Origin of the sequence: Roseicella frigidaeris (assembly GCF_003258945.1) — a bacterium.
Classification (GTDB): domain Bacteria; phylum Pseudomonadota; class Alphaproteobacteria; order Acetobacterales; family Acetobacteraceae; genus Paracraurococcus; species Paracraurococcus frigidaeris.
In genome coordinates, this window is record NZ_QLIX01000007.1 from 215593 (window position 1) to 236153 (window position 20561).

The window sequence follows — 20561 nt, forward strand, 5'->3', positions numbered from 1 at the left end:
TTTGCCGGGGCCTTCGCCGCGTCGCGCCGCCGGGCGCTCGGCATGCAGGAAGCGTTCATGCCGTCGGTACGAGGCGCCGCGGGAGAGCCGGGCCGCCTCTCGGAAACCGGCGCGCCAGGCTGACGTTGCAGCCCCGTTCCGGACGGGTACGGGAGACGAGCCATGGGTTCGACGCTGCTGCTGATCATCCTGATCCTGCTGCTGCTGGGGGCACTGCCGACCTGGCCCTACAGCCGGGGCTGGGGCTATTTCCCCTCGGGCACGCTGGGGCTGATCGTGGTGGTCCTCATCATCCTGGCGCTGATGGGCCGGATCTGACCTCGCGCGTCCGACGAGCATCGTCGCCTGACACGGTGAGACCGCCTGACCGGGACCTGCTCTGACAACGTGGCCGGCACGGGGCTCGCCACCTCCGGGTCCCAGGTCCGAGGGGAACAGGGGGAGCATGAGCATGGTCGATGGGCTGCAGGAGCGCCGGCTCCGCATCGGGGGGCATGACCGGCAGATCGCCGGCTTCGCCGATGACAGCTTCTTCCAGCATGCCGAGGGTCACGCGGCCGGCATGGCCGAGCTCGCAGCCGTCGCCGCCGCAGTGCTGCCGCCGGACGGCGTCGTGCTCGATGTCGGGGCCAATATCGGCCTCTCGGCGCTCGCCCTGGCGCCCTTGCTGCCGCAGGGGCGCCTCCTCGCGGTGGAGCCCTCGCCGCGCTCGGCGGCGGCGTTGCGGCGCAGCCTTGCCCTGAACGGGCTCGAGAGCCGCGTCACGGTGGCGGAGATGGCTCTCGGCGCCGCCCCGGGCGAGGCCGAATTCCACGATGCCGGCCATTCCGCCGGGGCGCATCTGCTGGCGCCGGACACCCTCGGGGGCGCGACGCTGCCGAAGCGCCGGGTCCGCATCCATACGGTCGATGCGCTGGCCGCCGAGCAGGGCCTCGACCGGCTCGACTTCATGAAGATCGATGTCGAAGGCTTCGAGACCGAGGTGCTGGATGGGGCGCAGGCCACGCTGGCGCGCTTCCATCCCCTGGTCTTCGTCGAGTTCAATGCCTGGACCCTGCAGTGCAACCGCAACGCCAATCCGCGGGCGGTGCTGGAGGACTGGCTGGCCCGCTTCCCGGTGGCGCATGTGCTGCGCGGCGCCGAGCCGCCGTTGCGGATCGGGCCCGACACGCTGCTCGCGGTGCTGCACGACCACCTGGTGCTGCGCGGCTGCGCCGATGAGCTCGTGCTCGGCTTCGATGCCGGCTGGGTGGAGCGCTGGCGGCCGGCCGGCTGAGCCCAAGCCCCCGGCCCGGGCCCCGGCCCGAGCCGACGTCAATGCGCGGCCTGCAGCGCCTCCTCGGCCGCGATGCCCAGGCATTCCTCGATCTGCGCCCGCAGCCGGCGGAGGTTGCGGTGCTGCGCGAAGCTCCGCTTCAGCGCCTGCCGCGCCTCCAGCCCGAGCATCGGCAATTCCGGCGCCGAGCAGCCGATATCCGCCGCGATGCCCGCCAGCAGCCCGGCCATGGTGCCGTCGAAGGCCGAGGGCGGCGGCGGCTGCACATGATGGACGGACAGGCGGGAGAGCAGCGGCGCCGGGATGCCGCGCGTCTCGTTCGCCGCCATCACCCAGACCACGTGCCGCAGATCGGCCGTCGTGCGCAGGCACTCGTCGAACCAGGTGGCGGCGCTCTCCGACTCGATCATGGCGAGCAGCGTGTCATGCGCCCGGCCATTGCTGTCGCGCTGGCCCCCGGCCTTCTCGACCTCGTCGAGGAAGAGCACCGGGTTCGGGGCATGCAGCCGGGCCAGTTCGGCGACCGGCCAGGCCGGGGTCGCCGCCGACCAGCCGCGCGCGGTGCCCTGCAGGCAGCGGTTGTCCGTCGCGCCGCCGAGATTGAGGCTGGCGAAGGGCAGGTCGAGAGCCTGGGCCAGCCGGCGGGCGAACCAGGTCTTGCCGATGCCGGGCGCACCGACCAGCAGGATCGGCCGGATCCGCGGCGAGGGGCGGCCGGCATGGGCGGCCAGCGCCAGGGTGCGGCGGATCTCCTGCAGCGGCGCGGCGAAGGCCGGCGCCTGCCCGGCCAGCGCCTCGATCCGCCGCCCGGCATCGCGCGGCACCTGGCGCAGCGGCATGGGCGCCGTCAGCGGCTGGTAGGAGAGCCATTCCACGCGGTCGTTCGGCGGCTCGAAGGGTTGCAGCACCCGCACCGCGTTCCGCACCGGCTTGGGCGGCGGGGGCGGCGGTTCCGCCGGGGCGGCGGGCGCCGGGGCGGTCGTCGGCAGGCCCAGCGCCTCGGCCAGGCGCCGCTGCAACGGCCGGCCACCCTCCGGCCCCTGAACATGGCGCAGCCAGAGATCGGCGGACAGGCGGCTGGCGAGCACGAAATGCCGCAGCCGCGCCGGGTTGGTCGCGGCGGCGCCGAGGCCGCGCGCCTCGGCATGCAGCCGGTGCTGCAAAGCCTCGACGCAGGCGAGCGCGCCGAGTCGGGCCAGCGGCCCGCCGCGCTCGGTCACGATCCGGGTCGCGGCGAGGACGAGATCGGAGCCCTGGGCGAAGCGGCCGGCGATGGCGCCGAAGCGGAGCGCAAATTCCAGCAGCCCGGCATCATCGCCCGATTGCAACGGCCCCTCGCCGATGCGGGAGGGAAAGAGCGGCGAGCGGAGATGGTCGAGCAGCGCCGTCTCGAGCGCCGCCAGCTCCTCCCGCTCGATGGCGAGCCAGAGCCAGAGCGGCGGCGTCCTGTCATCCCCGAACAGCAGCGCCGAGCCCAGCGGTGGCATCTCGGCGCTCTGGCGATCATCGGATGCGGGCGCGACGTGACTATCGATTTGCGTATCGGGCACGGGCGAGGCGCGCTCCCCAAATTCACGATATTGAGAGACTAGAGAACATGCTCATCATGTGTTTGTGAATACAATTCTACAGAATGAATGTGGAATGACTAGGGCAGTTACAATGCCTCGCGGCCTGCCCGGATCCGGGCGGCATCGCCTCAACGAATGGCCAGCGCATTCCCGGGCGAGCCGATGCCGCCGCGCAGATGCAGCGGCGCCGCCGTGAAGAAGCTCGACCAGCGGCCGGTCGCGGCGCTGTCCGCCGCCAGGCTCTCGAAATCGAAGAACTCGCCGATCACCAGGCCGAGCCGGGCGATCGCCCAATGCAGCGTCGGCTTCCAGGGAAAATAAGGCCAAGTCTCCACCGTCGGGTTGTCGGCGCAGGTGGCGGCCACGCCCTGGTCCCAGAGGAAGCGCCACATATCCTCGCCCCCCGAAAGGCCGCTGTAATCCTGGCCCTTGTTGGTGCCGCGGATCAAGTGGTCGCGGGCATCGACGTCCGGCGCGGCGCGGAACGCCGCCAGCCAGCCGGTGCGGACCAGCAGGATATCCCCCGGCCGCAGCGCCACGCCCTGGGCGGCGAGGCAGCCGGCCAGTTCCTCGGCCGAGGCCCGGCGGCCGCCGAGCGACCCCCAGTCCCGTCCCGTCGCGGCGAAATGCCGCGCCAGATCGGCCAGCACCGCCCGGCCGGCGATGCCGTGGCGGAGCGCCTTGTCGATGCCGTTGCGGCTTTCCGCCCCATGCACCACGGCGCTGACCGGAGCGTGGTTGTAGAAGCCATGATAGGGATCGGCGAAATGCGACAGCCCGTCCCATTGCGTGCTGCCCTGCAGCCAGAAGCTGTCGAGCCGGTCGTCGCGGATCAGCCGCCCAGGCTGCTCGTCGGCGATCAGCGTCGGCTGAGGCGCGGTCCGGCGGCGATGGCTGCCCTGGGTGGTGGCACCGAAGGGCTCATCCAGCGGCAGGTTCAGGTTGAAGCGCCGGCCCTCGCGGATCTCGGCGGCGGCGGCGGCCACCGTCGCATCGGTGATGCGGTTCAGCGTGCCGATCTCGTCCCCCGGCCCCCAGACGCCCCAGGCGAGAGGCAGGCCGGATCCGTCATCGGGACGCGGCAATTCGTCATAGCGCGGGGGCATGTCTGGCCTCATATCGCCGGCGTGTGATGGCGGGATCGTGCCGCCATCAGGGGAACGCCACAATGCATGCAACACGCCGCGGCCTGCTCTGGGGCGCCGCTGCCTCGCTCCTTGCCCTGCCCGCCCGGGCCGAGGATTGGCCGAATCGGCCGATTCGCCTGGTGGTGCCCTTCGCCGCCGGCGGCGCCGCCGACAGCGCGGCACGGGCCATCACCCCGGCCATGGGGCAACGCCTCGGCCAGAGCATCGTGGTTGAGAACCGCACCGGCGCCAGCGGCAGCGTCGGCGGCGCCGCGGTGGCCCAGGCGGCGCCGGATGGCTACACCCTGCTCTGGGATGCCTCCTCGCATCTGGTGAACCCGGCGCTGATGAAGGGCCTGCCCTTCGACTATGCCCGCTTCACCTCGGTCTCCCTGGTCGTCACCTTCCCCGGCGTGCTGGCGGTGAAGCAGGATTTCCCGGCCCGCAGCGTCGCGGAGTTCGTCGCCCTGGCGAAGGCGAAGCCCGGCACGATCAGCGTCGGCACCCAAGGCAACGCGACCGCCGGGCATATCGGGCTGCTGCAATTCTGCCGCCGCGCCGGCATCGAGGTGATCCACGCCCCCTATCGTGGCGGGGCGGAGGCGGCGCGCGACCTGGCCGCCGGCTCGATCGACGCCGTCTTCATCACCACGGTCAGCGCCGGGCCCATCGTCGACAGCGGTCGCGCCCGCTTCCTCGCGGCGACGACGCTGGCCCGCATCCCGAGCCGCCCCGATGTCCCGACCCTGGCCGAGAGCGGCTATCCCGGCTTCGATTCCAACGAATGGGCGGCGCTGTTCGGGCCGTACGACCTGCCGCCGCCGATCACGGCCAGGCTGCACCAGGCGCTGGCCGCGGCCCTCGCCGAGGAGGGCGTGAAGCAGCGCCTGGCGCAGATCGGCGCCGTGCCGGTGGGCAGCGCACCGGCTGAGTTCGCGCGCTTCGTCCGCGAGGGCCGCGAGCAGATGGCGACGCTGGTCCGCGAGGCCGGCATCCGGCTGGACTGACCCCATGCCCTTCGACAGCGGCCCGGCGCCGCGCGGCCAGGCCGCCGGCATCCTGCTGATGCTCGCGGCGGTGCTGCTCTTCTCGCTCAACGACGTGCTCGGCAAATGGCTGGTCGCCAGCTATGCGGTCGGGCAGGTGTTGGTGCTACGCAGCCTCGCCGCGCTCGCCGCCCTCTCGCCGCTCGCCTGGCGCCGGCTGCGGGCGGCGCGCTTCCGGGCGGAGCGGCCGGGGCTGCAAGCCCTGCGCGTCGCCCTCGGCGCCGGCGAGGCAAGCTGCTTCTACTGGTCGGTCGGCCATATGCCGCTCGCCGATGCCATGACCTACTGGATGGCGGCGCCGGTCATGGTGGCGGGGCTGTCGGCGCTGCTGCTCGGCGAGCGGGTGGATGCGCGGCGCGGCGCCCTGGTGCTGCTCGGCTTCGCCGGCGTCGCCATCGCGCTCGGCGCGGATTTCACCGGGCCGCTGCTGCCCTCCCTGGTCGCGCTCGGCGGCGCGCTGCTCTATGCGCTCTTCCTGCTTTGCAGCCGGCAATTGCGGGCGACGCCGGACGTGCTGCTCGCCACCTTCCAGATGCTCGGCGGGCTCGCCCTCGGCCTGGCGCTGCTCGGCGCCGGCGGCTGGCGCACGCCCGATGCGACGGACCTCGCCCTGCTGCTGCTGCTCGGCTTGGCGGCGACGCTCGGCCATGTCGGCGTGACCCGGGCGCTGAAGCTGGCGCCGGCCTCGGTGGTGGTGCCCTACCAGTACAGCTTCCTGCTCTGGGCGGCGCTCTTCGGCTGGCTGGTCTGGGGCGACCTGCCGGGCCTGGAGATGCTGGCCGGCGCCGCGCTCATCGTCGGCGCGGGGCTTCTGCTCTACCGCGAGCAGTGGCGCGGCTGAGGCCGGCCGCCGCGCCGGCCCCGCATGCAGAACGGGACGGCAGGTTGCCCTGCCGCCCCGTTCCGCTCATCCATGCTCCGCAGCGGAGCCGGGGATCAGGCTGCCGCCTGCTCCTCCTCCGCCACCTCGGGCTTCGGGCCGCTATCCTGGCCCTTCGCCGCGACGTCGCGGTCCACCAGCTCGATCACCGCCATGGTCGCGGCATCGCCATAGCGCATGCCGGCCTTCAGCACCCGGGTATAGCCGCCGTTGCGGACCTTGTAGCGCTCGGCGATGGTGGTGAAGAGCTTGTCCACCACCTTCTCGTCCATGATCTGGGCGTAGGCCTGGCGCCGCGCATGCAGGCCGCCGCGCTTGCCGAGGGTGATGATGCGCTCCACATAGGGGCGCAGCTCCTTCGCCTTCGGCAAGGTGGTGGTGATCTGCTCGTGCTTCAGCAGGCTGGTCGCCATGTTGCGGAACATGGCGATCCGGTGGGCGGAGGTGACGCCGAGCTTCCGGCCGGCAAGTCCGTGACGCATTTTTCCCAGTTCCCAGGTTGCCGGCGGAGCGGCTCACTCATCGAACATATCGTGGCGCCGGAAGGCGCCGTTCCTCTCAGAACGGCTCTTCCAGCTTCTTGGCCAAGTCCTCGATATTCTCCGGCGGCCAGCCCGTGACGGTCATCCCGAGGCCGAGCCCCATGGAGGCGAGGACCTCCTTGATCTCGTTCAGCGACTTGCGGCCGAAATTCGGCGTGCGGAGCATCTCCTGCTCCGTCTTCTGCACCAGGTCGCCGATGTAGACGATGTTGTCGTTCTTCAGGCAGTTCGCCGAGCGGACCGACAATTCGAGCTCATCGACCTTGCGGAGCAGGTTGCGGTTGAAGGGCAGGTCGTCCCGCTCCTCCTCCACCTTGCGCTCGCGCGGCTCGTCGAAGTTGATGAAGAGCTGCAGCTGGTCCTGCAGGATGCGGGCGGCGAGCGCCACCGCATCCTCGGGCGCCACCGTGCCGTCCGTCTCGACGTTCAGGACGAGCTTGTCGTAGTCGGTCACCTGGCCGACGCGGGTCGGCTCGACGCGATAGGCGACGCGGCGCACCGGCGAGTAGATCGCATCGACCGGGATCAGGCCGATCGGCGCATCCTCGGGCCGGTTCTGCGAGGCCGGGACATAGCCCTTGCCGGTGTTGACCGTCAGCTCCATCGACAGCTTGGCACCGTCGTCGAGCGTGCAGATCACCAGGTCGGGGTTGGCGACCTCGATATCGCCCGTCGTCTGGATCTGGCCGGCCGTCACCTCGCCCGGGCCGGTCGCGTTGAGCTGGAGCCGCTTCGGCCCCTCGCCCTGCATCCGGATGGCAAGCTGCTTCACGTTGAGGACGAGGTCGGTAACGTCCTCGCGCACGCCCTGGATGCTGCTGAACTCATGCAGCACGCCGTCGATGCGGATGGCGGTCACGGCCGCACCCTGCAGCGAGGACAGCAGCACGCGGCGCAGCGCATTGCCCAGCGTCATGCCGAAGCCGCGCTCCAGCGGCTCGGCCACGATGGTCGCGACGCGCTCCGGATCCGCCCCGGCATCGACCTCGAGCTTCTCCGGACGAATCAGCGACCGCCAATTCCTCTCGATCACCTGCATCTCCTTGCGGCCCCCTTCCCGGTTCCGCGCCGCCTCAAACCCGGCGACGCTTGCGGGGACGGCAGCCGTTGTGCGGGATCGGCGTCACGTCGCGGATCGCGGTGACATAGAAGCCGACCGCCTGCAGCGCCCGCAGCGCCGACTCGCGCCCCGAGCCCGGCCCGCTGACCATGATCTCGAGCTGCTCCATGCCGTGCTCGCGCGCCTTACGGCCCGCATCCTCGGCGGCCACCTGCGCCGCATAGGGCGTGGACTTCCGGCTGCCCTTGAAGCCCTGGCTGCCCGAGGACGACCAGGCGATCGCGTTGCCCTGGGCGTCCGTGATCGTCACGATGGTGTTGTTGAAGGAGGCCAGCACATGCGCCACGCCGGTGGCGATGTTCTTGCGCTCCTTCTTGCGCGGCGCGCGGGAGCCGCCGCGGGGTTCGCGAGCCATCTTACTTCGTCACCTTCTTCTTGCCGGCGATCGGCACGGCCTTGCCCTTGCGGGTGCGGGCATTGGTGTGGGTGCGCTGGCCGCGGACCGGCAGCCCCCTGCGGTGACGGAGGCCGCGATAGCAGGCCATGTCCATCAAGCGCTTGATGTTCATCGCCACTTCGCGACGCAGATCGCCTTCGACCCGGTATTCGCGGTCGATCAGCTCACGGATCTTGAGGATCTCCTCATCCGTCAGCTGGTTGACGCGGCGCTCCTCCGGGATGCCGAGGGCATGGCAAATGTCGAGCGCGTTCTTCGGCCCGATGCCGTAGATGTAGCGCAGCGAGATCGGCACGCGCTTGTTCGTGGGAATGTTGACACCGGCGATGCGCGCCACTGCTCAGCTCCTGGAGCCTGTCGCTCCTGCTCGACACCGGCGGAGCGGGGCCACCCTGGCCCCCGCGCCCGACCGGCGAGGTGATCTTCGTTGAACCGACGAACGGCTAAGCGCGGCCAGGGAGGTCCAAAGGCCACCCCTGCCCGCGGGAGGCGCGGACTATAGCCACGCTCCCCTCCCCGTCAACCCCAATCCGCCTGCCGGCGGCGGGGCGCCGACTAGGGTTTCCGCGGCAGGGGCCCAAGGATGGCCTCGATCTGCCGCCCGACCTCATCCATCTCGGCCATGCCATCGACCACCCGCAGGATGCCCTTGGAGGCGTAGTAGGGCAGCAGCGGCGCTGTCTGCCGGTGATAGGCCTCGAGCCGGGAGGCGACGGTCGCGGCATTGTCGTCCGCGCGGCGGCTGAACTCGGTGCTGCCGCATTGGTCGCAGACACCCTCGGTACCGGGACGCTTGAAGCTGTCGTGATAGCCCTCGCCGCATTTGGCGCAGGTGAAGCGGCCGGAGATGCGCTCGACCAGGGCTGCATCGTCCACCTGCAGCTCGATGACGTGCTCGAGCGGCATGGCCTTTTCCTTCAGCACCAGGTCCAGTGCCTCGGCCTGCGGCACCGTGCGCGGGAAGCCGTCCAGGATGAAGCCCTGCGCCAGGTCCGGCATGGACACGCGGGCCGCCAGCATGGCGATGATGATGGCATCGGGCACCAGCTCGCCCCGCTCCATGATCGCCTTCGCCTGCTGGCCGATCTCGCTGCCCGAGCGGACCTCGGCGCGCAGCATGTCGCCGGTGGAAACTTGCTTGAGGCCGTAACGATCCTCCAGGCGTTTCGCCTGGGTCCCTTTGCCGGCGCCAGGTGGGCCCAGCAGGATCAGGTTCATACCCGTCTTCCCCCATCATCGCGCGGCCACAGAGGCAGCCGCGCCATCCAACCGCCGCGGGGCCGCCCTGACGCCGCCAGCCCGTCTCCGCCCGATCCTAGACCATAATCCGCTCACATGGCTTCGCGGATCCAGGCGTCTGCGGGCCGGCCGCTCCGCTACCGGACCCGCGGCGCCCCCCGCCCGCCCAGCCGGGCCTTGCGGATCAGTCCCTCATACTGATGGGCGAAGAGATGCGACTGGACCTGCGCCACCGTGTCCATGGTGACCGAGACGATGATCAGCAGGGAGGTGCCGCCGAAATAGAAGGGCACGCCGTAATTGCTGATCAGGATCTCCGGCAGGATGCAGACCAGGCAGAGATAGAGCGCGCCGACAGCGGTCAGCCGCGTCAGCACGCGGTCGAAATAGTCCGCCGTGTTCTGCCCGGGCCGGATGCCGGGGACGAAGCCGCCATACTTCTTCAGGTTGTCCGCCGTCTCCACCGGGTTGAAGACCACCGCGGTGTAGAAGAAGGCGAAGAAGATGATCAGCGCCATGTAGAGCGCCATGTAGAGCGGCCTGCCATGCGCCAGCGCGTTCGACACCGTCTGCAGGATGCCCTCCTGCGTCGGGTCGGCGGCGAAGCCCGCGACGGTCGCGGGCAGCAGCAGGAGGGAGGAGGCGAAGATCGGAGGGATGACGCCGGCGGTGTTCAGCTTGAGCGGCAGATGCGTCGATTCGCCGCCGAACATGCGGTTGCCGACCTGGCGCTTGGGGTACTGCACCGGGATCCGCCGCTGCGCCCGCTCCATGAAGACGACGAAGGCGATGACCGCCAGCGCCACCAGCAGGAAAAAGATGATGAAGACGGTCGAGAGGGCGCCGGTCCGGCCGAGCTCGAGCGTCGAGACCAGGGCGTGCGGCAGGTTGGCGACGATGCCGGCGAAGATGATGAGCGAGATGCCGTTGCCGACGCCGCGGGCGGTGATCTGCTCGCCCAGCCACATCAGGAACATGGTGCCGCCGACCAGCGTGATGACGCAGGAGAGGCGGAAGAACATGCCCGGCTCGTGCACCGCCGCGCCGAAGCTGCCGCGCATGCTCTCCAGCCCGACCGCGATGCCCCAGGCCTGGAACATGGCGATGAGGACGGTGAGGTAGCGGGTGTACTGGTTGAGCTTCTTGCGGCCCGACTCACCTTCCTTCTTCAGGGTCTCGAGCTGCGGGACGGCGGCCGACATCAGCTGGATGATGATGCTGGCCGAGATGTAGGGCATGATGTTCAGCGCGAACACCGTCATGCGGCCGAGGGCGCCGCCGGTGAACATGTCGAACATGCCGAGGATGCCGCCGCCGTGCTGGGCCAGGATCTCGCCCATCACGGCAGCATCCACGCCGGGCACCGGCACATAGGTGCCGAGACGGTAGACGATCAGCGCGCCCAGGGTGAACCAGATGCGCTTCTTGAGCTCGGTGGCCTTGGACAGGACGCCGAGGTTGAGATTGGCCGCGAGTTGTTCGGCGGCGGAGGCCATGGGATTGCGAACCCTCCACACGGCTGCGGCGCCCGCAACCAGGGATGCCTCCCTGGCCGTGGCGCCGCTGCCACGATTCCCTGACTAGGTAGCCCCCGCCCCCCGGGGCGGCAAGCAGGATGCCAAGGCCGCACGCGGCGCCCGCCTATCGGCAGGCCCCGCGACACGCCGGTGGCAGCCCGGGCGGCGCCGCCTCAGCCTTCGGCCGGCGCCTCGGCGGGCGTGTTCAGCAAGGTCACCGTGCCGCCCGCCGCCTGCACCGCCGCGATCGCGGTGGCAGAGGCGCCGGAGACGGTGATCGTCACCGCATGCTTGATCTCGCCCTGGCCGAGCAGACGGACGCCGGCGAGACGGGTGCCGGTGCGGACCACCCCCGCCTCGCGCAGCTTCGCCTCGTCGATCGGCTCGCCCGCCGGCAGCCGGCCGGACTCGATGGCGCGGTCGAGCGCCCCGAGGTTCAGCGGCGCATATTCCTTGCGGAAGATGTTGACGAAGCCCCGCTTCGGCAGGCGCCGGTAGATCGGCAGCTGGCCGCCTTCGAAGCCGTTCAGCGACACGCCCTCGCGCGCCTTCTGGCCCTTCACGCCCTTGCCGGAGGTCTTGCCCTTGCCCGAGCCGATGCCGCGGCCGAGGCGCTTGGCCTTGTACCGGGCGCCCGGGTTGTCGCGCAGTTCGTTGAGCTTCATGTCAGTCCCCCACCTTCAGCAGGTGGGCCACCTTGCGGATCATGCCGCGGACCGCCGGCGTGTCCTCCAGCTCCCGCGTGCGATGCATCTTGTTGAGGCCGAGGCCGATCAGCGTCTCGCGCTGACCCGGCTTGCGGCCGATCGGCGACCCGGTCTGGGTCACCTTGACGGTCTTCTTCTGGTCAGACATTCGGAGCCTCCGCCGCCGCGGCCTCGGCCGCCGGCGCATCCTTGCGCGGCCCGAGCAGGTCCGAGACCTTCTTGCCGCGCCGCGCCGCGACCGAGCGCGGGCTGGTCGAGCGCGTCAGCGCCGCGAAGGTCGCCTTGATCATGTTGTGCGGGTTGGTCGAGCCGGTGCACTTGGCGACGACATCGCCCATGCCGAGCGTCTCGAACACCGCGCGCATCGGGCCGCCGGCGATGATGCCGGTGCCCGCCGGCGCCGCCCGCAGGATGACCCGGCCGGCGCCGAACTCGCCGATCACGTCGTGATGCAGGGTCCGGCCCTCGCGCATCGGCACGCGGATCATGGTCCGCTTCGCCTGCTCGGTGGCCTTGCGGATCGCCTCCGGCACCTCGCGGGCCTTGCCCGCGCCCCAGCCCACCCGGCCCTTCTGGTCGCCGACGACGACTAGGGCCGCGAAGCTGAAGCGCCGGCCGCCCTTCACCACCTTGGCGACGCGGTTGATGGTGACGAGCTTGTCCTTCAGCTCGTCGCCGTCCTGCCGCTCCTGCCGGTTGTCCCGCTCGCGGTCACGGCCGCGGCCGCGGCGACGGTCGCCGCCCTCGCCGCCATGCTCGCCGCCACCGCCCCTCGGTTCACGTGCCATAGTATCGGATCCTCAGAACGACAGCCCGCCCTCGCGGGCGGCGTCGGCCAGGGCCTTGACCCGGCCATGGTACAGGTAGGGCCCGCGGTCGAAGACCACGGCCGTGACGCCGGCGGCGATCGCGCGCTCGGCCACGCGCTTGCCGACGACCACGGCGGCATCCTTGTCCGCCCCGGTCTTCAGGCTCTCGCGCAGCTCCTTCTCGAGCGTCGAGGCCGAAGCGAGGGTGCGCCCCCCGGCATCGTCGATCACCTGCGCATAGATGTGCCGACCGGAGCGGAAGACGGAGAGCCGCGGCCGGCCGCCGGACTTCAGCTTCAGCTGATAGCGCAGCCGGCTGCGCCGGCGCTGCTGCAGTGCGAGCTTCTGGGCCATTACTTCTTCTTACCCTCCTTCCGGAGGATGACTTCGTTGTCGTAGCGCACGCCCTTGCCCTTGTAGGGCTCGGGACCGCGATAGGCCCGGATCTCGGCAGCCACCTGGCCGACCCGCTGCTTGTCGGCGCCGCTCACCTTGATGGCGGTCGGCCGCTCGCAGACGATGCTGATCCCGGGCGGGATCGGGTAGCGCACCTCATGGCTGAAGCCGAGGGCGAGGACCAGGTCCTTGCCCTGGACCGCGGCGCGGTAGCCGGTGCCGGTGATCTCCATCGACTTGGTGAAGCCGGTGGAGACGCCGGTGACCATGCCGTTGATCAGGCTGCGGGTGGTGCCCCACATGGTGCGGCTGCGGCGGTCGTCCCGCCGCGGCGACACCGCCACCTGGTTGGCCGCGACCTCGACATCCACGTCATCCGTGAGGTCGAGCTTGAGCTCCCCGTTCTTGCCCTTGGCGACGAGGGTCCGCCCCTGCAGCGCCACCTGGACGCCGGCCGGGACCGGGACGGGATACTTGCCGACGCGCGACATTCTCTGCCCCTCCCTCAGAACACGCGGCAGAGGACCTCGCCGCCGACATTGGCGACGCGGGCCTCGTTATCGCTCATCACGCCGCGGGGCGTGGACAGGATGGAGATGCCGAGACCGTTGTAGAATTTCGGCAGCTCGCGGATCTTCGAGTAGACCCGGCGGCCCGGCTTGGAGACGCGGGTGATCTCCTTGATCGCGGGCTCGCCTTCGGAATACTTCAGCTCGATCTCGATGTTGCTCACGCCGGGGCGCAGCTCCTCGACGCGCCAGGCCCGGATATAGCCTTCGCGCTTCAGGACCTCGAGCACATCGGTCCGCAGCCGGCTGGCCGGGGCGACGCAGCGCGTCTGCCGGGCCCGCTGGGCGTTGCGGATACGGGTGAGCATGTCCCCGAGCGGATCGGACAGCGACATGGCCAGCCCTCCTTACCAGCTCGCCTTGGTCAGGCCGGGGATCTGGCCAGTATTGGCCAGTTCCCGCAGCATGTTCCGGCTGAGCTTGAACTTGCGGTAATTGCCGCGCGGGCGGCCGGTGAGTTCGCAACGCAGGCGCACGCGCACCTTCGCGCCGTTGCGCGGCAGCTGCGCCAGCTTGAGGGTCGCGTCGAAGCGATCCTCAACCGGCAGGCTGCGGTCCATCACGATGCCCTTCAGCGTGGCGCGCTTCGAAGCATGCGTCGCGGCGAGCTTCGCGCGGCGCTTGTTCTTCTCGACTGCCGAAGTCTTGGCCATGCGGTTCTATCCTCCGGAACCTGCTCCCGGGCCTTGGCCCGGGCGGTCTTCCAAGATCAGTTCTGGAAAGGAAGCTGGAACGCCTTCAGCAGCGCCTTCGCTTCCTTGTCGGTCTTCGCCGTGGTGACGAACTGAATGTCCATGCCACGCACCGTGTCCACCCGGTCATAGTTGATCTCGGGGAACACGATCTGCTCCTTCAGGCCCATGGCATAGTTGCCCCGGCCGTCGAAGCCGCGATTGCCCGGAATCCCACGGAAGTCGCGGACACGCGGCAGCGCCACGGTCACCAGACGATCGAGGAACTCGTACATCCGCGCCTTGCGGAGCGTCACCTTGCAGCCGATGGCCTGGCCTTCGCGGATCTTGAAGCCGGCGATCGCCTTCTTCGCCTTGGTCCGCACCGGCTTCTGGCCGGAGATCGCCGTCAGGTCCGCAACCGCCGCGTCGAGCTTCTTCTGGTCGCCCGCCGCCTCGCCCACGCCCATGTTGATGACGATCTTCTCGAGCTTCGGCACTTCCATCGGGTTGCCGTAGCCGAACTCCTTCGTGAGCTCGGCGCGGATCACCTCGAGGTAGTGCTGCGCCAGGCGCGGCTTCTCCGCCGGCGCCGCCGCGGCCTTGCCGGCCTTGGCGGCGATCGCCTGCGTGCGGCCCTCGCCGCCCTCGGAGCGCTTCGGGGCCTCGGCCTTGCCGCCGGCCTTCTTCTTCGTGTCGCTCATGCGTCAAGCACCTCGCCCGAGGGCCTCGCCACGCGGACCTTCTTGCCGTCCTCCAGAAGCCGGAAGCCCACGCGGGTCGGCTTGTCGGACTTCGGATCGATCAGCGCCAGGTTGGAGAGGTGGATCGGCGCCTCCTTCTCCTGGATGCCGCCGGGCTGGTTGATGCCCTGCGGCTTGCGGTGGCGCTTCACCATGTTCACGCCCTGCACCAGGGCACGGCTCTCGGTGGGCATCACGGCGATGACCTCGCCGCGCTTGCCCTTGTCCCGGCCCGTCAGGACCTGGACCCGGTCGCCCTTCTTGATCTTCGCGGCCATGGCCTTACAGGACCTCCGGCGCCAGCGAGATGATCTTCATGTACTTCCGCGCCCGCAGCTCGCGCACCACCGGCCCGAAGATGCGGGTGCCGATCGGCTCGCCCTGCTTGTTGATCAGCACCGCGGCGTTGTTGTCGAAGCGGATCGCCGTGCCGTCCACGCGCCGCACCGGATAGGCGGTGCGGACGATGACGGCGCGATGCACCTCGCCCTTCTTCACCTTGGCGCGCGGGATCGCCTCCTTCACGGAGACGACGATGATGTCGCCCACGCTCGCGGTCTTCCGCTTGGAGCCGCCCAGCACCTTGATGCACTGGACGCGGCGCGCACCGGAGTTGTCCGCGACGTCGAGGTTGGTCTCGGGATGGATCATCTGCTCCCTCCCTCAGACCTGCACGGGGGCCGACGCCGGCTCGGCGAGCGGCTGGCCGTTGCGCCCCACCACCGTCCAAGCCTTGCGCTTGGAGATCGGCGGGCACTCCTCGATCTGCACCACGTCGCCTTCCTTGCACAGGTTGGCCTCGTCATGCGCGGCATAGCGCTTCGAGCGCCGGATGAACTTCTTGTAGAGCGGGTGCATCACGCGACGCTCGACAAGAACGGTGACCGTCTTGTCCATCTTGTCGCTGACCACCCGGCCCGTGAGGACTCGCTTCGGCATCGCCGCCGGTCTCCCCTTAAGCCTTGGGTTGGGATGCTGCCGAGCGCTTGCGCTCGGACAGGACGAATTTGATGCGCGCGATGTCGCGGCGCACCACCCGGACGCGGCCGGTAGCCTCAAGCTGGCCGGTCGCGCGCTGGAAACGCAGGTTGAACTGCTCCTTCCGCAGATCGAGGAGCTCCGCCTGCAGCTCATCCGCGGTCTTGGCGCGGATGTCGGCGATCTTGGTCATGACTTCAAGCCTCCGCGCCGAGGCGCTGCACGATCTTGGTCTTGATCGGCAGCTTGGCGGCGCCGAGCGTCAGCGCCTCCTTGGCGGTGTCGACGGACACACCGTCGATCTCGAACATGATGCGGCCCGGCTTGATCCGTGCCACCCAGTATTCCGGCGCGCCCTTGCCCGAGCCCATGCGGACCTCGGCCGGCTTGGTCGAGACCGGGACGTCGGGGAAGATGCGGATCCAGACGCGGCCCTGGCGCTTCATGGCGCGGGTGATCGCGCGGCGCGCCGCCTCGATCTGACGGGCGGTCACCCGCTCCGGCTCCAACGCCTTCAGGCCGAAGCCGCCGAAGGACAGCGTGAAGCCGCCCTTGGCGATGCCCTTGATCCGGCCCTTATGGGCCTTGCGAAACGTCGTGCGCTTGGGTTGCAGCATCTCACTCTATCCCTCAGCGCTGCGGCGCCTGTTCGGCGGCGCGCTTGTCCTGCGCCATCGGGTCGTGCGCCAGGATCTCGCCCTTGAAGATCCAGACCTTCACGCCGCAGGTGCCGTAGGTGGTCTTCGCCGTCGCCGTGCCGAAATCGATGTCCGCGCGGAGCGTGTGCAGCGGCACGCGCCCCTCGCGGTACCACTCCATGCGCGCAATCTCGGCCCCGCCGAGACGCCCGGAGCAGTTGATCCGGATGCCGCCGGCGCCGAGGCGCATGGCGCTCTGCACCGCGCGCTTCATGGCGCGGCGGAAGGCCACCCGGCGCTCGAGCTGCTGGGCGATGTTCTCGGCCACCAGCGTCGCGTCGATCTCGGGCTTGCGGATCTCGACGATGTTCAGCGACACCTCGGCCCCGGCAAGCCGTGCCAGGTCCTTGCGCAGAACCTCGATGTCGGCGCCCTTCTTGCCGATGACGACGCCCGGGCGCGCGGCATGGATCGTCACGCGCGGCTTCTTGGCCGGGCGCTCGATGACCACGCGGCTGACGCCCGCGCCCTTCAGGCGGGTGCGCAGCTTGTCGCGGAGCTTCAGGTCCTCGTGCAGCAGCTTCGAATAGTCCGCATCGGCGAACCAGCGGCTGTCCCAGGTCCGGTTGATGCCGAGACGGAAGCCGATCGGATTGACTTTGTGACCCATGTTACGCGGCCTCCTGCTCGGCCGGGGCAGCGGCCTGCTGCTCCGCCACGACGATCGTCAGGTGGCTGAACCACTTCTCGACCCGGGCGGCGCGGCCGCGGCCGCGGGCGTGGAAGCGCTTCATCACCTGGGACCGGCCGACCTCGACGCGGGCGACCACGAGCTGATCGACGTCCAGCTGGTGGTTGTTCTCCGCGTTGGCGATCGCGCTCTCCAGCGTCTTCTTCACCGTCTGCGCGATGCGGCGCTTGCTGAAGGTCAGCGTCGCCACGGCATCGGAGGCGGCCCGGCCGCGGATCAGCCCCGCGGCCAGGCTCAGCTTGCGCGGCGAGACGCGGATGTTGCGCGTCACGGCCTGCGCCTCGGTCTCGGCGAGCGAGCGCTCGTGCTTCGGCTTGCTCATCGGATCAGCCCCGCTTCGCCTTCTTGTCGCCGCTATGGCCCGAGAAGGTCCGCGTCGGCGAGAACTCGCCGAATTTGTGGCCGACCATATTCTCGGAGACCTGCACCGGGATGAACTTCTTCCCGTTGTAGACCCCGAAGGTCAGGCCGACGAACTGCGGCAGGATCGTGCTGCGACGCGACCAGATCCGGATGATCTCGTTGCGCGTCGAAGCCCGAGCGGCCTCCGCCTTGTTGAGCAGGTAGCCGTCGACGAACGGCCCCTTCCATACGCTGCGCGGCATCGCGATCAGCCCTTCGTCGCGTGGCGGCGCCGGATGATGAGCCGGTCGGTCCGCTTGTTGTTGCGCGTCTTCGCACCCTTGGTCGGCTTGCCCCAGGGCGTCACCGGATGGCGACCACCGCTGGTCCGGCCCTCACCACCGCCATGCGGATGGTCGACCGGGTTCATGACGACACCGCGGTTGTGCGGGCGGCGGCCCAGCCAGCGGGAGCGACCGGCCTTGCCGATCTGCTGGTTGGAGTTGTCCGGGTTGGACACGGCACCGATCGTCGCCATGCACTCGGCGCGAACCGTGCGGAGCTCGCCCGACATCAGCTTGATCTGCGCATAGCCGGCATCCTTGCCGACCAGCTGCACATAGGTGCCGGCGGAGCGCGCGATCTTGCCGCCGGCGCCCGGCTTCATCTCCACATTGTGGATGATGGTGCCGACCGGGATGGCGGCCATCGGCATGGCATTGCCTGGCTTGATGTCCGCCCGTTCGGCCGCCACGACCTGGTCGCCCGCCTTCAGGCGCTGCGGCGCGATGATATAGGCCAGCTCGCCATCGGCATACTTCAGCAGCGCGATCCAGGCAGTGCGGTTCGGGTCGTATTCCAGCCGCTCCACCGTCGCCGCGACGCCGAGCTTCGTGCGACGCTTGAAGTCGACGATCCGGTAGGTCTGCTTGTGTCCGCCGCCCCGGAACCGCACCGTGGTGCGGCCATGGTTGTTGCGGCCGCCCGAGGAGTGCTTGCCCTCGGTAAGCTGCTTGACCGGCGCGCCCTTCCAGAGCTCGTCGCGCTTGACGAGAATGGTCCCGCGCAGGCTCGGGGTGACCGGGTTGAAATTCTTCAGAGCCATGGCGTCACGCGAGTCCCGTCGTGAGGTCGATGCTCTGGCCTTCGGCCAGCTTGACCATCGCCTTCTTCCAGTCCGAGCGCTGGCCCGGGCGGCCCCGGAAGCGCTTCGCCTTGCCCTTGACCACCAGCGTGTTGACGGCCAGCACCTTCACGCCGAACAGCCCTTCGACCGCCGCCTTGATCTCCGGCTTGGTGGCGTCGATGGCAACGCGGAAGGCGAACTGGTTCTGCTCGGAGAGAGCGGTCGCCTTCTCCGTCACCAGCGGCGCCAGAATGGTCTGGTACATCCGCTCCTTGGAGAGGAGCGGGCGCGTCACGGCCTCGCTCATGCCAGGCGCTCCTTCAGGGCCTCGAGACCGGCGCGCGTCACCGCGAGCACGTCGTGCTTGAGGATGTCGTAGACATTGGCGCCGATGGTCGGCAGCACCTGCACATGCGGCAGGTTGCGGACGACGCGGCCGAAGCCCTCGTCGACCTGCGCATCGACCACCAGCGCGGACTTCCAGCCGAGCGCCTTCACCTGCTTCGCAAGGGCGCCGGTCTTCGGCGTCGCGCCGGCGGAGGCGGTGTCGAGCACCACCAGCTTGCCGTCGGCCGCCTTCTGGCTGAGCGCCGAGATCAGGCCAAGCCGGCGGACCTTCTTGTTCAGCGAGTAGCCGTGGTCGCGCACGACCGGGCCGTGCACGACGCCGCCGGTGCGGAACTGCGGCGCCCGCAGCGAGCCCTGGCGGGCATTGCCGGTGCCCTTCTGGCGATAGGGCTTCTTGGTCGTGCCGGAGACCTCGCCCATCCCCTTCACCTTGTGCGTGCCGGCACGGCGCTTGGCCAACTGCCAGTGCACGACGCGCGCCATGATGTCGGGGCGGGGCGCGGCGGCAAACAGCGCCTCCGGCAGCTCGATCTCGCCTGCCGAGCCGTTATCCAGCGTGATGACCGGAACCTGCATCGTTCTTTATCCTCAGGCCCCGGCGTCCGGCGAGGCCGGCGCGTTCGAGGCAATGCCTGCCGGGAAGGGCGCATCGGCGTGGCGCGCACGCTTCACCGCGTCGCGCACCAGCACATAGGTGCCCTTCGAGCCCGGCACGGCCCCCTTGATGAGCAGCAGGCCCTTCTCGAGGTCATGGCCCGCCACTTCCAGATTCTGGGTGGTGACGCGCTCCTGGCCGAGATGGCCCGCCATCTTCTTGTTCTTGAAGGTCTTGCCCGGATCCTGGCGGTTGCCGGTCGAGCCATGCGAGCGATGGCTGATGGAGACGCCGTGCGACGCCTCGAGGCCGGCGAAGTTCCAGCGCTTCATCGCACCGGCGAAGCCCTTGCCCTTGCTGACGCCCGTGACGTCAACCTTCTGGCCGGCGACGAAATGCGCCCCGTCCAGCCGGACGCCCGGCTCCACCGCCGCATCGGCACCGACGCGGAATTCCACCACCTTCAGCGGCGCCTCGACGCCAGCCTTGGCAAAATGCCCACGATTGGCGCGGGTCACGTTCTTCGGCTTCGCGCGGCCGATGCCGAGCTGGACGGCGTCATAGCCATCCTTCTCCGCATTGCGGCGGGCGATCACACGCACATCGTCCAGATGCAGGACGGTGACCGGCACCGTGCTGCCATCGTCCTTGAACAGCCGGGTCATGCCCAGCTTCCTGGCGATCAGGCCGGTGCGGCCGGTCTTGGCGGCCATGGCGAACTACTCCCCCAACCGCTCAGAGCTTGATCTCGACGTCCACGCCCGCGGCCAGGTCGAGCTTCATCAGCGCGTCCACGGTCTGCGGGGTGGGGTCGACGATGTCCAGCAGGCGGCGATGCGTGCGGATCTCGAACTGCTCGCGCGACTTCTTGTCGACGTGCGGCGAGCGGTTGACGGTGAAGCGCTCGATCTCGGTCGGCAGCGGGATGGGCCCGCGCACCCGTGCGCCGGTCCGCTTCGCGGTGTTGACGATCTCCCGCGTGCTGCCGTCCAGCACGCGGTGATCGAACGCCTTGAGGCGGATGCGAATATTCTGGCTGTCCATGGGAGACGGACCCAACCTTGCCTGGTCTTACTTCGTGATGCCGGCGACGACGCCGGCGCCGACGGTGCGGCCGCCCTCGCGGATGGCGAAGCGCAGGCCCTGGTCCATGGCGATGGGGGCGATCAGCTC

34 protein-coding genes are annotated in these 20561 nt (G+C 69.7%); 4 read left to right on the top strand and 30 right to left on the bottom strand.

Translation table 11 applies throughout. The annotated features are described in order from the left end of the window. Window positions 1-162 precede the first annotated feature (162 nt). Both DOO78_RS12350 and DOO78_RS12355 read left to right on the top strand, forming a co-directional pair. The gene (locus DOO78_RS12350) at window positions 163-318 is read left to right on the top strand and encodes a DUF3309 domain-containing protein (RefSeq protein ID WP_111470080.1); all 156 of its coding nucleotides are present in this window, start codon (window positions 163-165) and stop codon (window positions 316-318) included. Between the two features lie 127 nt (window positions 319-445). After that, a complete protein-coding gene (locus tag DOO78_RS12355; protein WP_111470081.1) occupies window positions 446-1276 on the top strand; it encodes an FkbM family methyltransferase in 831 nt (276 codons plus the stop codon). A gap of 38 nt (window positions 1277-1314) precedes the next feature. On the opposite strand, the gene DOO78_RS12360 is transcribed toward DOO78_RS12355, so the two are convergent. Continuing rightward, window positions 1315-2763 carry an AAA family ATPase gene (locus tag DOO78_RS12360; protein WP_111470082.1) on the bottom strand — a complete coding sequence of 483 codons (1449 nt, stop codon included), beginning with the start codon at window positions 2761-2763 and terminating at the stop codon, window positions 1315-1317. Window positions 2764-2975: 212 nt separating this feature from the next. Continuing rightward, the gene (locus tag DOO78_RS12365) at window positions 2976-3953 is read right to left on the bottom strand and encodes a cyclase family protein (RefSeq protein ID WP_165838864.1); all 978 of its coding nucleotides are present in this window, start codon (window positions 3951-3953) and stop codon (window positions 2976-2978) included. Window positions 3954-4015: 62 nt separating this feature from the next. Between DOO78_RS12365 and DOO78_RS12370 the strand changes: the two genes are divergently transcribed. Both DOO78_RS12370 and DOO78_RS12375 read left to right on the top strand, forming a co-directional pair. After that, window positions 4016-4981 carry a Bug family tripartite tricarboxylate transporter substrate binding protein gene (locus DOO78_RS12370; protein WP_111470084.1) on the top strand — a complete coding sequence of 322 codons (966 nt, stop codon included), beginning with the start codon at window positions 4016-4018 and terminating at the stop codon, window positions 4979-4981. A gap of 4 nt (window positions 4982-4985) precedes the next feature. Continuing rightward, on the top strand, window positions 4986-5861 hold the full coding sequence (locus tag DOO78_RS12375) for a DMT family transporter (protein WP_111470085.1): 876 nt from the start codon (window positions 4986-4988) through the stop codon (window positions 5859-5861). A 95-nt stretch (window positions 5862-5956) separates the two neighbouring features. Here the strand turns inward: DOO78_RS12375 and rplQ are convergent, their stop codons facing one another. The 28 genes from rplQ to DOO78_RS28420 all read right to left on the bottom strand — a co-directional run. Beyond that, window positions 5957-6382, bottom strand: a complete 426-nt coding sequence (rplQ, locus tag DOO78_RS12380; RefSeq protein ID WP_111470086.1) for a 50S ribosomal protein L17 — start codon at window positions 6380-6382, stop codon at window positions 5957-5959. A gap of 76 nt (window positions 6383-6458) precedes the next feature. Then, the gene (locus DOO78_RS12385; protein ID WP_243634521.1) at window positions 6459-7475 is read right to left on the bottom strand and encodes a DNA-directed RNA polymerase subunit alpha; all 1017 of its coding nucleotides are present in this window, start codon (window positions 7473-7475) and stop codon (window positions 6459-6461) included. A gap of 40 nt (window positions 7476-7515) precedes the next feature. Then, window positions 7516-7917: a 30S ribosomal protein S11 gene (rpsK, locus tag DOO78_RS12390; RefSeq protein WP_111470088.1), complete on the bottom strand. Its 402-nt coding sequence runs from the start codon at window positions 7915-7917 to the stop codon at window positions 7516-7518. Between the two features lies 1 nt (window position 7918). Beyond that, window positions 7919-8296 (bottom strand): 30S ribosomal protein S13, encoded by a 378-nt coding sequence (rpsM, locus tag DOO78_RS12395; protein WP_111470089.1) that lies wholly within the window; start codon window positions 8294-8296, stop codon window positions 7919-7921. A 218-nt stretch (window positions 8297-8514) separates the two neighbouring features. Beyond that, window positions 8515-9177 (bottom strand): adenylate kinase, encoded by a 663-nt coding sequence (locus DOO78_RS12400; RefSeq protein ID WP_111470090.1) that lies wholly within the window; start codon window positions 9175-9177, stop codon window positions 8515-8517. 158 nt (window positions 9178-9335) lie between these two features. Then, window positions 9336-10694 (bottom strand): preprotein translocase subunit SecY, encoded by a 1359-nt coding sequence (gene secY / locus DOO78_RS12405; protein ID WP_111470091.1) that lies wholly within the window; start codon window positions 10692-10694, stop codon window positions 9336-9338. Between the two features lie 194 nt (window positions 10695-10888). Continuing rightward, a complete protein-coding gene (rplO, locus tag DOO78_RS12410) occupies window positions 10889-11380 on the bottom strand; it encodes a 50S ribosomal protein L15 (protein WP_111470092.1) in 492 nt (163 codons plus the stop codon). Window position 11381: 1 nt separating this feature from the next. Beyond that, window positions 11382-11570, bottom strand: a complete 189-nt coding sequence (gene rpmD, locus DOO78_RS12415) for a 50S ribosomal protein L30 (protein ID WP_111470093.1) — start codon at window positions 11568-11570, stop codon at window positions 11382-11384. Continuing rightward, complete coding sequence (gene rpsE / locus DOO78_RS12420; RefSeq protein WP_111470094.1) at window positions 11563-12210, bottom strand: 30S ribosomal protein S5; 648 nt, start codon at window positions 12208-12210, stop codon at window positions 11563-11565. Before rpsE ends, rpmD begins: the two co-directional genes overlap by 8 nt. 12 nt (window positions 12211-12222) lie before the next feature. Then, complete coding sequence (gene rplR / locus DOO78_RS12425; protein ID WP_111470095.1) at window positions 12223-12585, bottom strand: 50S ribosomal protein L18; 363 nt, start codon at window positions 12583-12585, stop codon at window positions 12223-12225. Further along, window positions 12585-13118: a 50S ribosomal protein L6 gene (gene rplF / locus DOO78_RS12430; protein WP_111470096.1), complete on the bottom strand. Its 534-nt coding sequence runs from the start codon at window positions 13116-13118 to the stop codon at window positions 12585-12587. The genes rplR and rplF overlap by 1 nt, the downstream gene beginning before the upstream one ends. Window positions 13119-13132: 14 nt before the next feature. Beyond that, on the bottom strand, window positions 13133-13531 hold the full coding sequence (gene rpsH / locus DOO78_RS12435) for a 30S ribosomal protein S8 (protein WP_111470097.1): 399 nt from the start codon (window positions 13529-13531) through the stop codon (window positions 13133-13135). 12 nt (window positions 13532-13543) lie between these two features. After that, the gene (rpsN, locus tag DOO78_RS12440) at window positions 13544-13849 is read right to left on the bottom strand and encodes a 30S ribosomal protein S14 (protein WP_111470098.1); all 306 of its coding nucleotides are present in this window, start codon (window positions 13847-13849) and stop codon (window positions 13544-13546) included. Between the two features lie 56 nt (window positions 13850-13905). Then, complete coding sequence (rplE, locus tag DOO78_RS12445) at window positions 13906-14571, bottom strand: 50S ribosomal protein L5 (RefSeq protein WP_111470099.1); 666 nt, start codon at window positions 14569-14571, stop codon at window positions 13906-13908. Continuing rightward, window positions 14568-14888: a 50S ribosomal protein L24 gene (gene rplX / locus DOO78_RS12450; RefSeq protein WP_111470100.1), complete on the bottom strand. Its 321-nt coding sequence runs from the start codon at window positions 14886-14888 to the stop codon at window positions 14568-14570. The genes rplE and rplX overlap by 4 nt, the downstream gene beginning before the upstream one ends. 4 nt (window positions 14889-14892) lie before the next feature. After that, the gene (rplN, locus tag DOO78_RS12455; protein ID WP_111470101.1) at window positions 14893-15261 is read right to left on the bottom strand and encodes a 50S ribosomal protein L14; all 369 of its coding nucleotides are present in this window, start codon (window positions 15259-15261) and stop codon (window positions 14893-14895) included. 12 nt (window positions 15262-15273) lie between these two features. Continuing rightward, window positions 15274-15549 (bottom strand): 30S ribosomal protein S17, encoded by a 276-nt coding sequence (gene rpsQ, locus DOO78_RS12460; RefSeq protein WP_111470102.1) that lies wholly within the window; start codon window positions 15547-15549, stop codon window positions 15274-15276. A 16-nt stretch (window positions 15550-15565) separates the two neighbouring features. After that, window positions 15566-15781, bottom strand: coding sequence for a 50S ribosomal protein L29 (rpmC, locus tag DOO78_RS12465; protein ID WP_111470103.1), 216 nt, complete (start codon window positions 15779-15781; stop codon window positions 15566-15568). A 4-nt stretch (window positions 15782-15785) separates the two neighbouring features. Beyond that, window positions 15786-16205, bottom strand: coding sequence for a 50S ribosomal protein L16 (gene rplP / locus DOO78_RS12470; protein ID WP_111470104.1), 420 nt, complete (start codon window positions 16203-16205; stop codon window positions 15786-15788). A gap of 13 nt (window positions 16206-16218) precedes the next feature. Continuing rightward, window positions 16219-16896, bottom strand: coding sequence for a 30S ribosomal protein S3 (gene rpsC / locus DOO78_RS12475; protein ID WP_111470105.1), 678 nt, complete (start codon window positions 16894-16896; stop codon window positions 16219-16221). Window position 16897: 1 nt separating this feature from the next. Then, on the bottom strand, window positions 16898-17299 hold the full coding sequence (rplV, locus tag DOO78_RS12480) for a 50S ribosomal protein L22 (RefSeq protein ID WP_111470106.1): 402 nt from the start codon (window positions 17297-17299) through the stop codon (window positions 16898-16900). A gap of 4 nt (window positions 17300-17303) precedes the next feature. Continuing rightward, a complete protein-coding gene (gene rpsS, locus DOO78_RS12485) occupies window positions 17304-17582 on the bottom strand; it encodes a 30S ribosomal protein S19 (protein ID WP_111470107.1) in 279 nt (92 codons plus the stop codon). A gap of 5 nt (window positions 17583-17587) precedes the next feature. Next, window positions 17588-18424 (bottom strand): 50S ribosomal protein L2, encoded by an 837-nt coding sequence (rplB, locus tag DOO78_RS12490; RefSeq protein WP_111470108.1) that lies wholly within the window; start codon window positions 18422-18424, stop codon window positions 17588-17590. A 4-nt stretch (window positions 18425-18428) separates the two neighbouring features. Further along, complete coding sequence (locus tag DOO78_RS12495; RefSeq protein ID WP_111470109.1) at window positions 18429-18752, bottom strand: 50S ribosomal protein L23; 324 nt, start codon at window positions 18750-18752, stop codon at window positions 18429-18431. Further along, window positions 18749-19369, bottom strand: coding sequence for a 50S ribosomal protein L4 (gene rplD, locus DOO78_RS12500; protein WP_111470110.1), 621 nt, complete (start codon window positions 19367-19369; stop codon window positions 18749-18751). Before rplD ends, DOO78_RS12495 begins: the two co-directional genes overlap by 4 nt. Window positions 19370-19381: 12 nt before the next feature. Next, window positions 19382-20101 (bottom strand): 50S ribosomal protein L3, encoded by a 720-nt coding sequence (gene rplC, locus DOO78_RS12505; protein ID WP_111470111.1) that lies wholly within the window; start codon window positions 20099-20101, stop codon window positions 19382-19384. A gap of 22 nt (window positions 20102-20123) precedes the next feature. Further along, on the bottom strand, window positions 20124-20432 hold the full coding sequence (gene rpsJ, locus DOO78_RS12510; RefSeq protein ID WP_007004401.1) for a 30S ribosomal protein S10: 309 nt from the start codon (window positions 20430-20432) through the stop codon (window positions 20124-20126). Between the two features lie 27 nt (window positions 20433-20459). Beyond that, window positions 20460-20561, bottom strand: a 102-nt coding sequence (locus DOO78_RS28420; RefSeq protein ID WP_133258031.1) for an EF-Tu C-terminal domain-related protein, incomplete at its 5' end; no start/stop codon positions are given.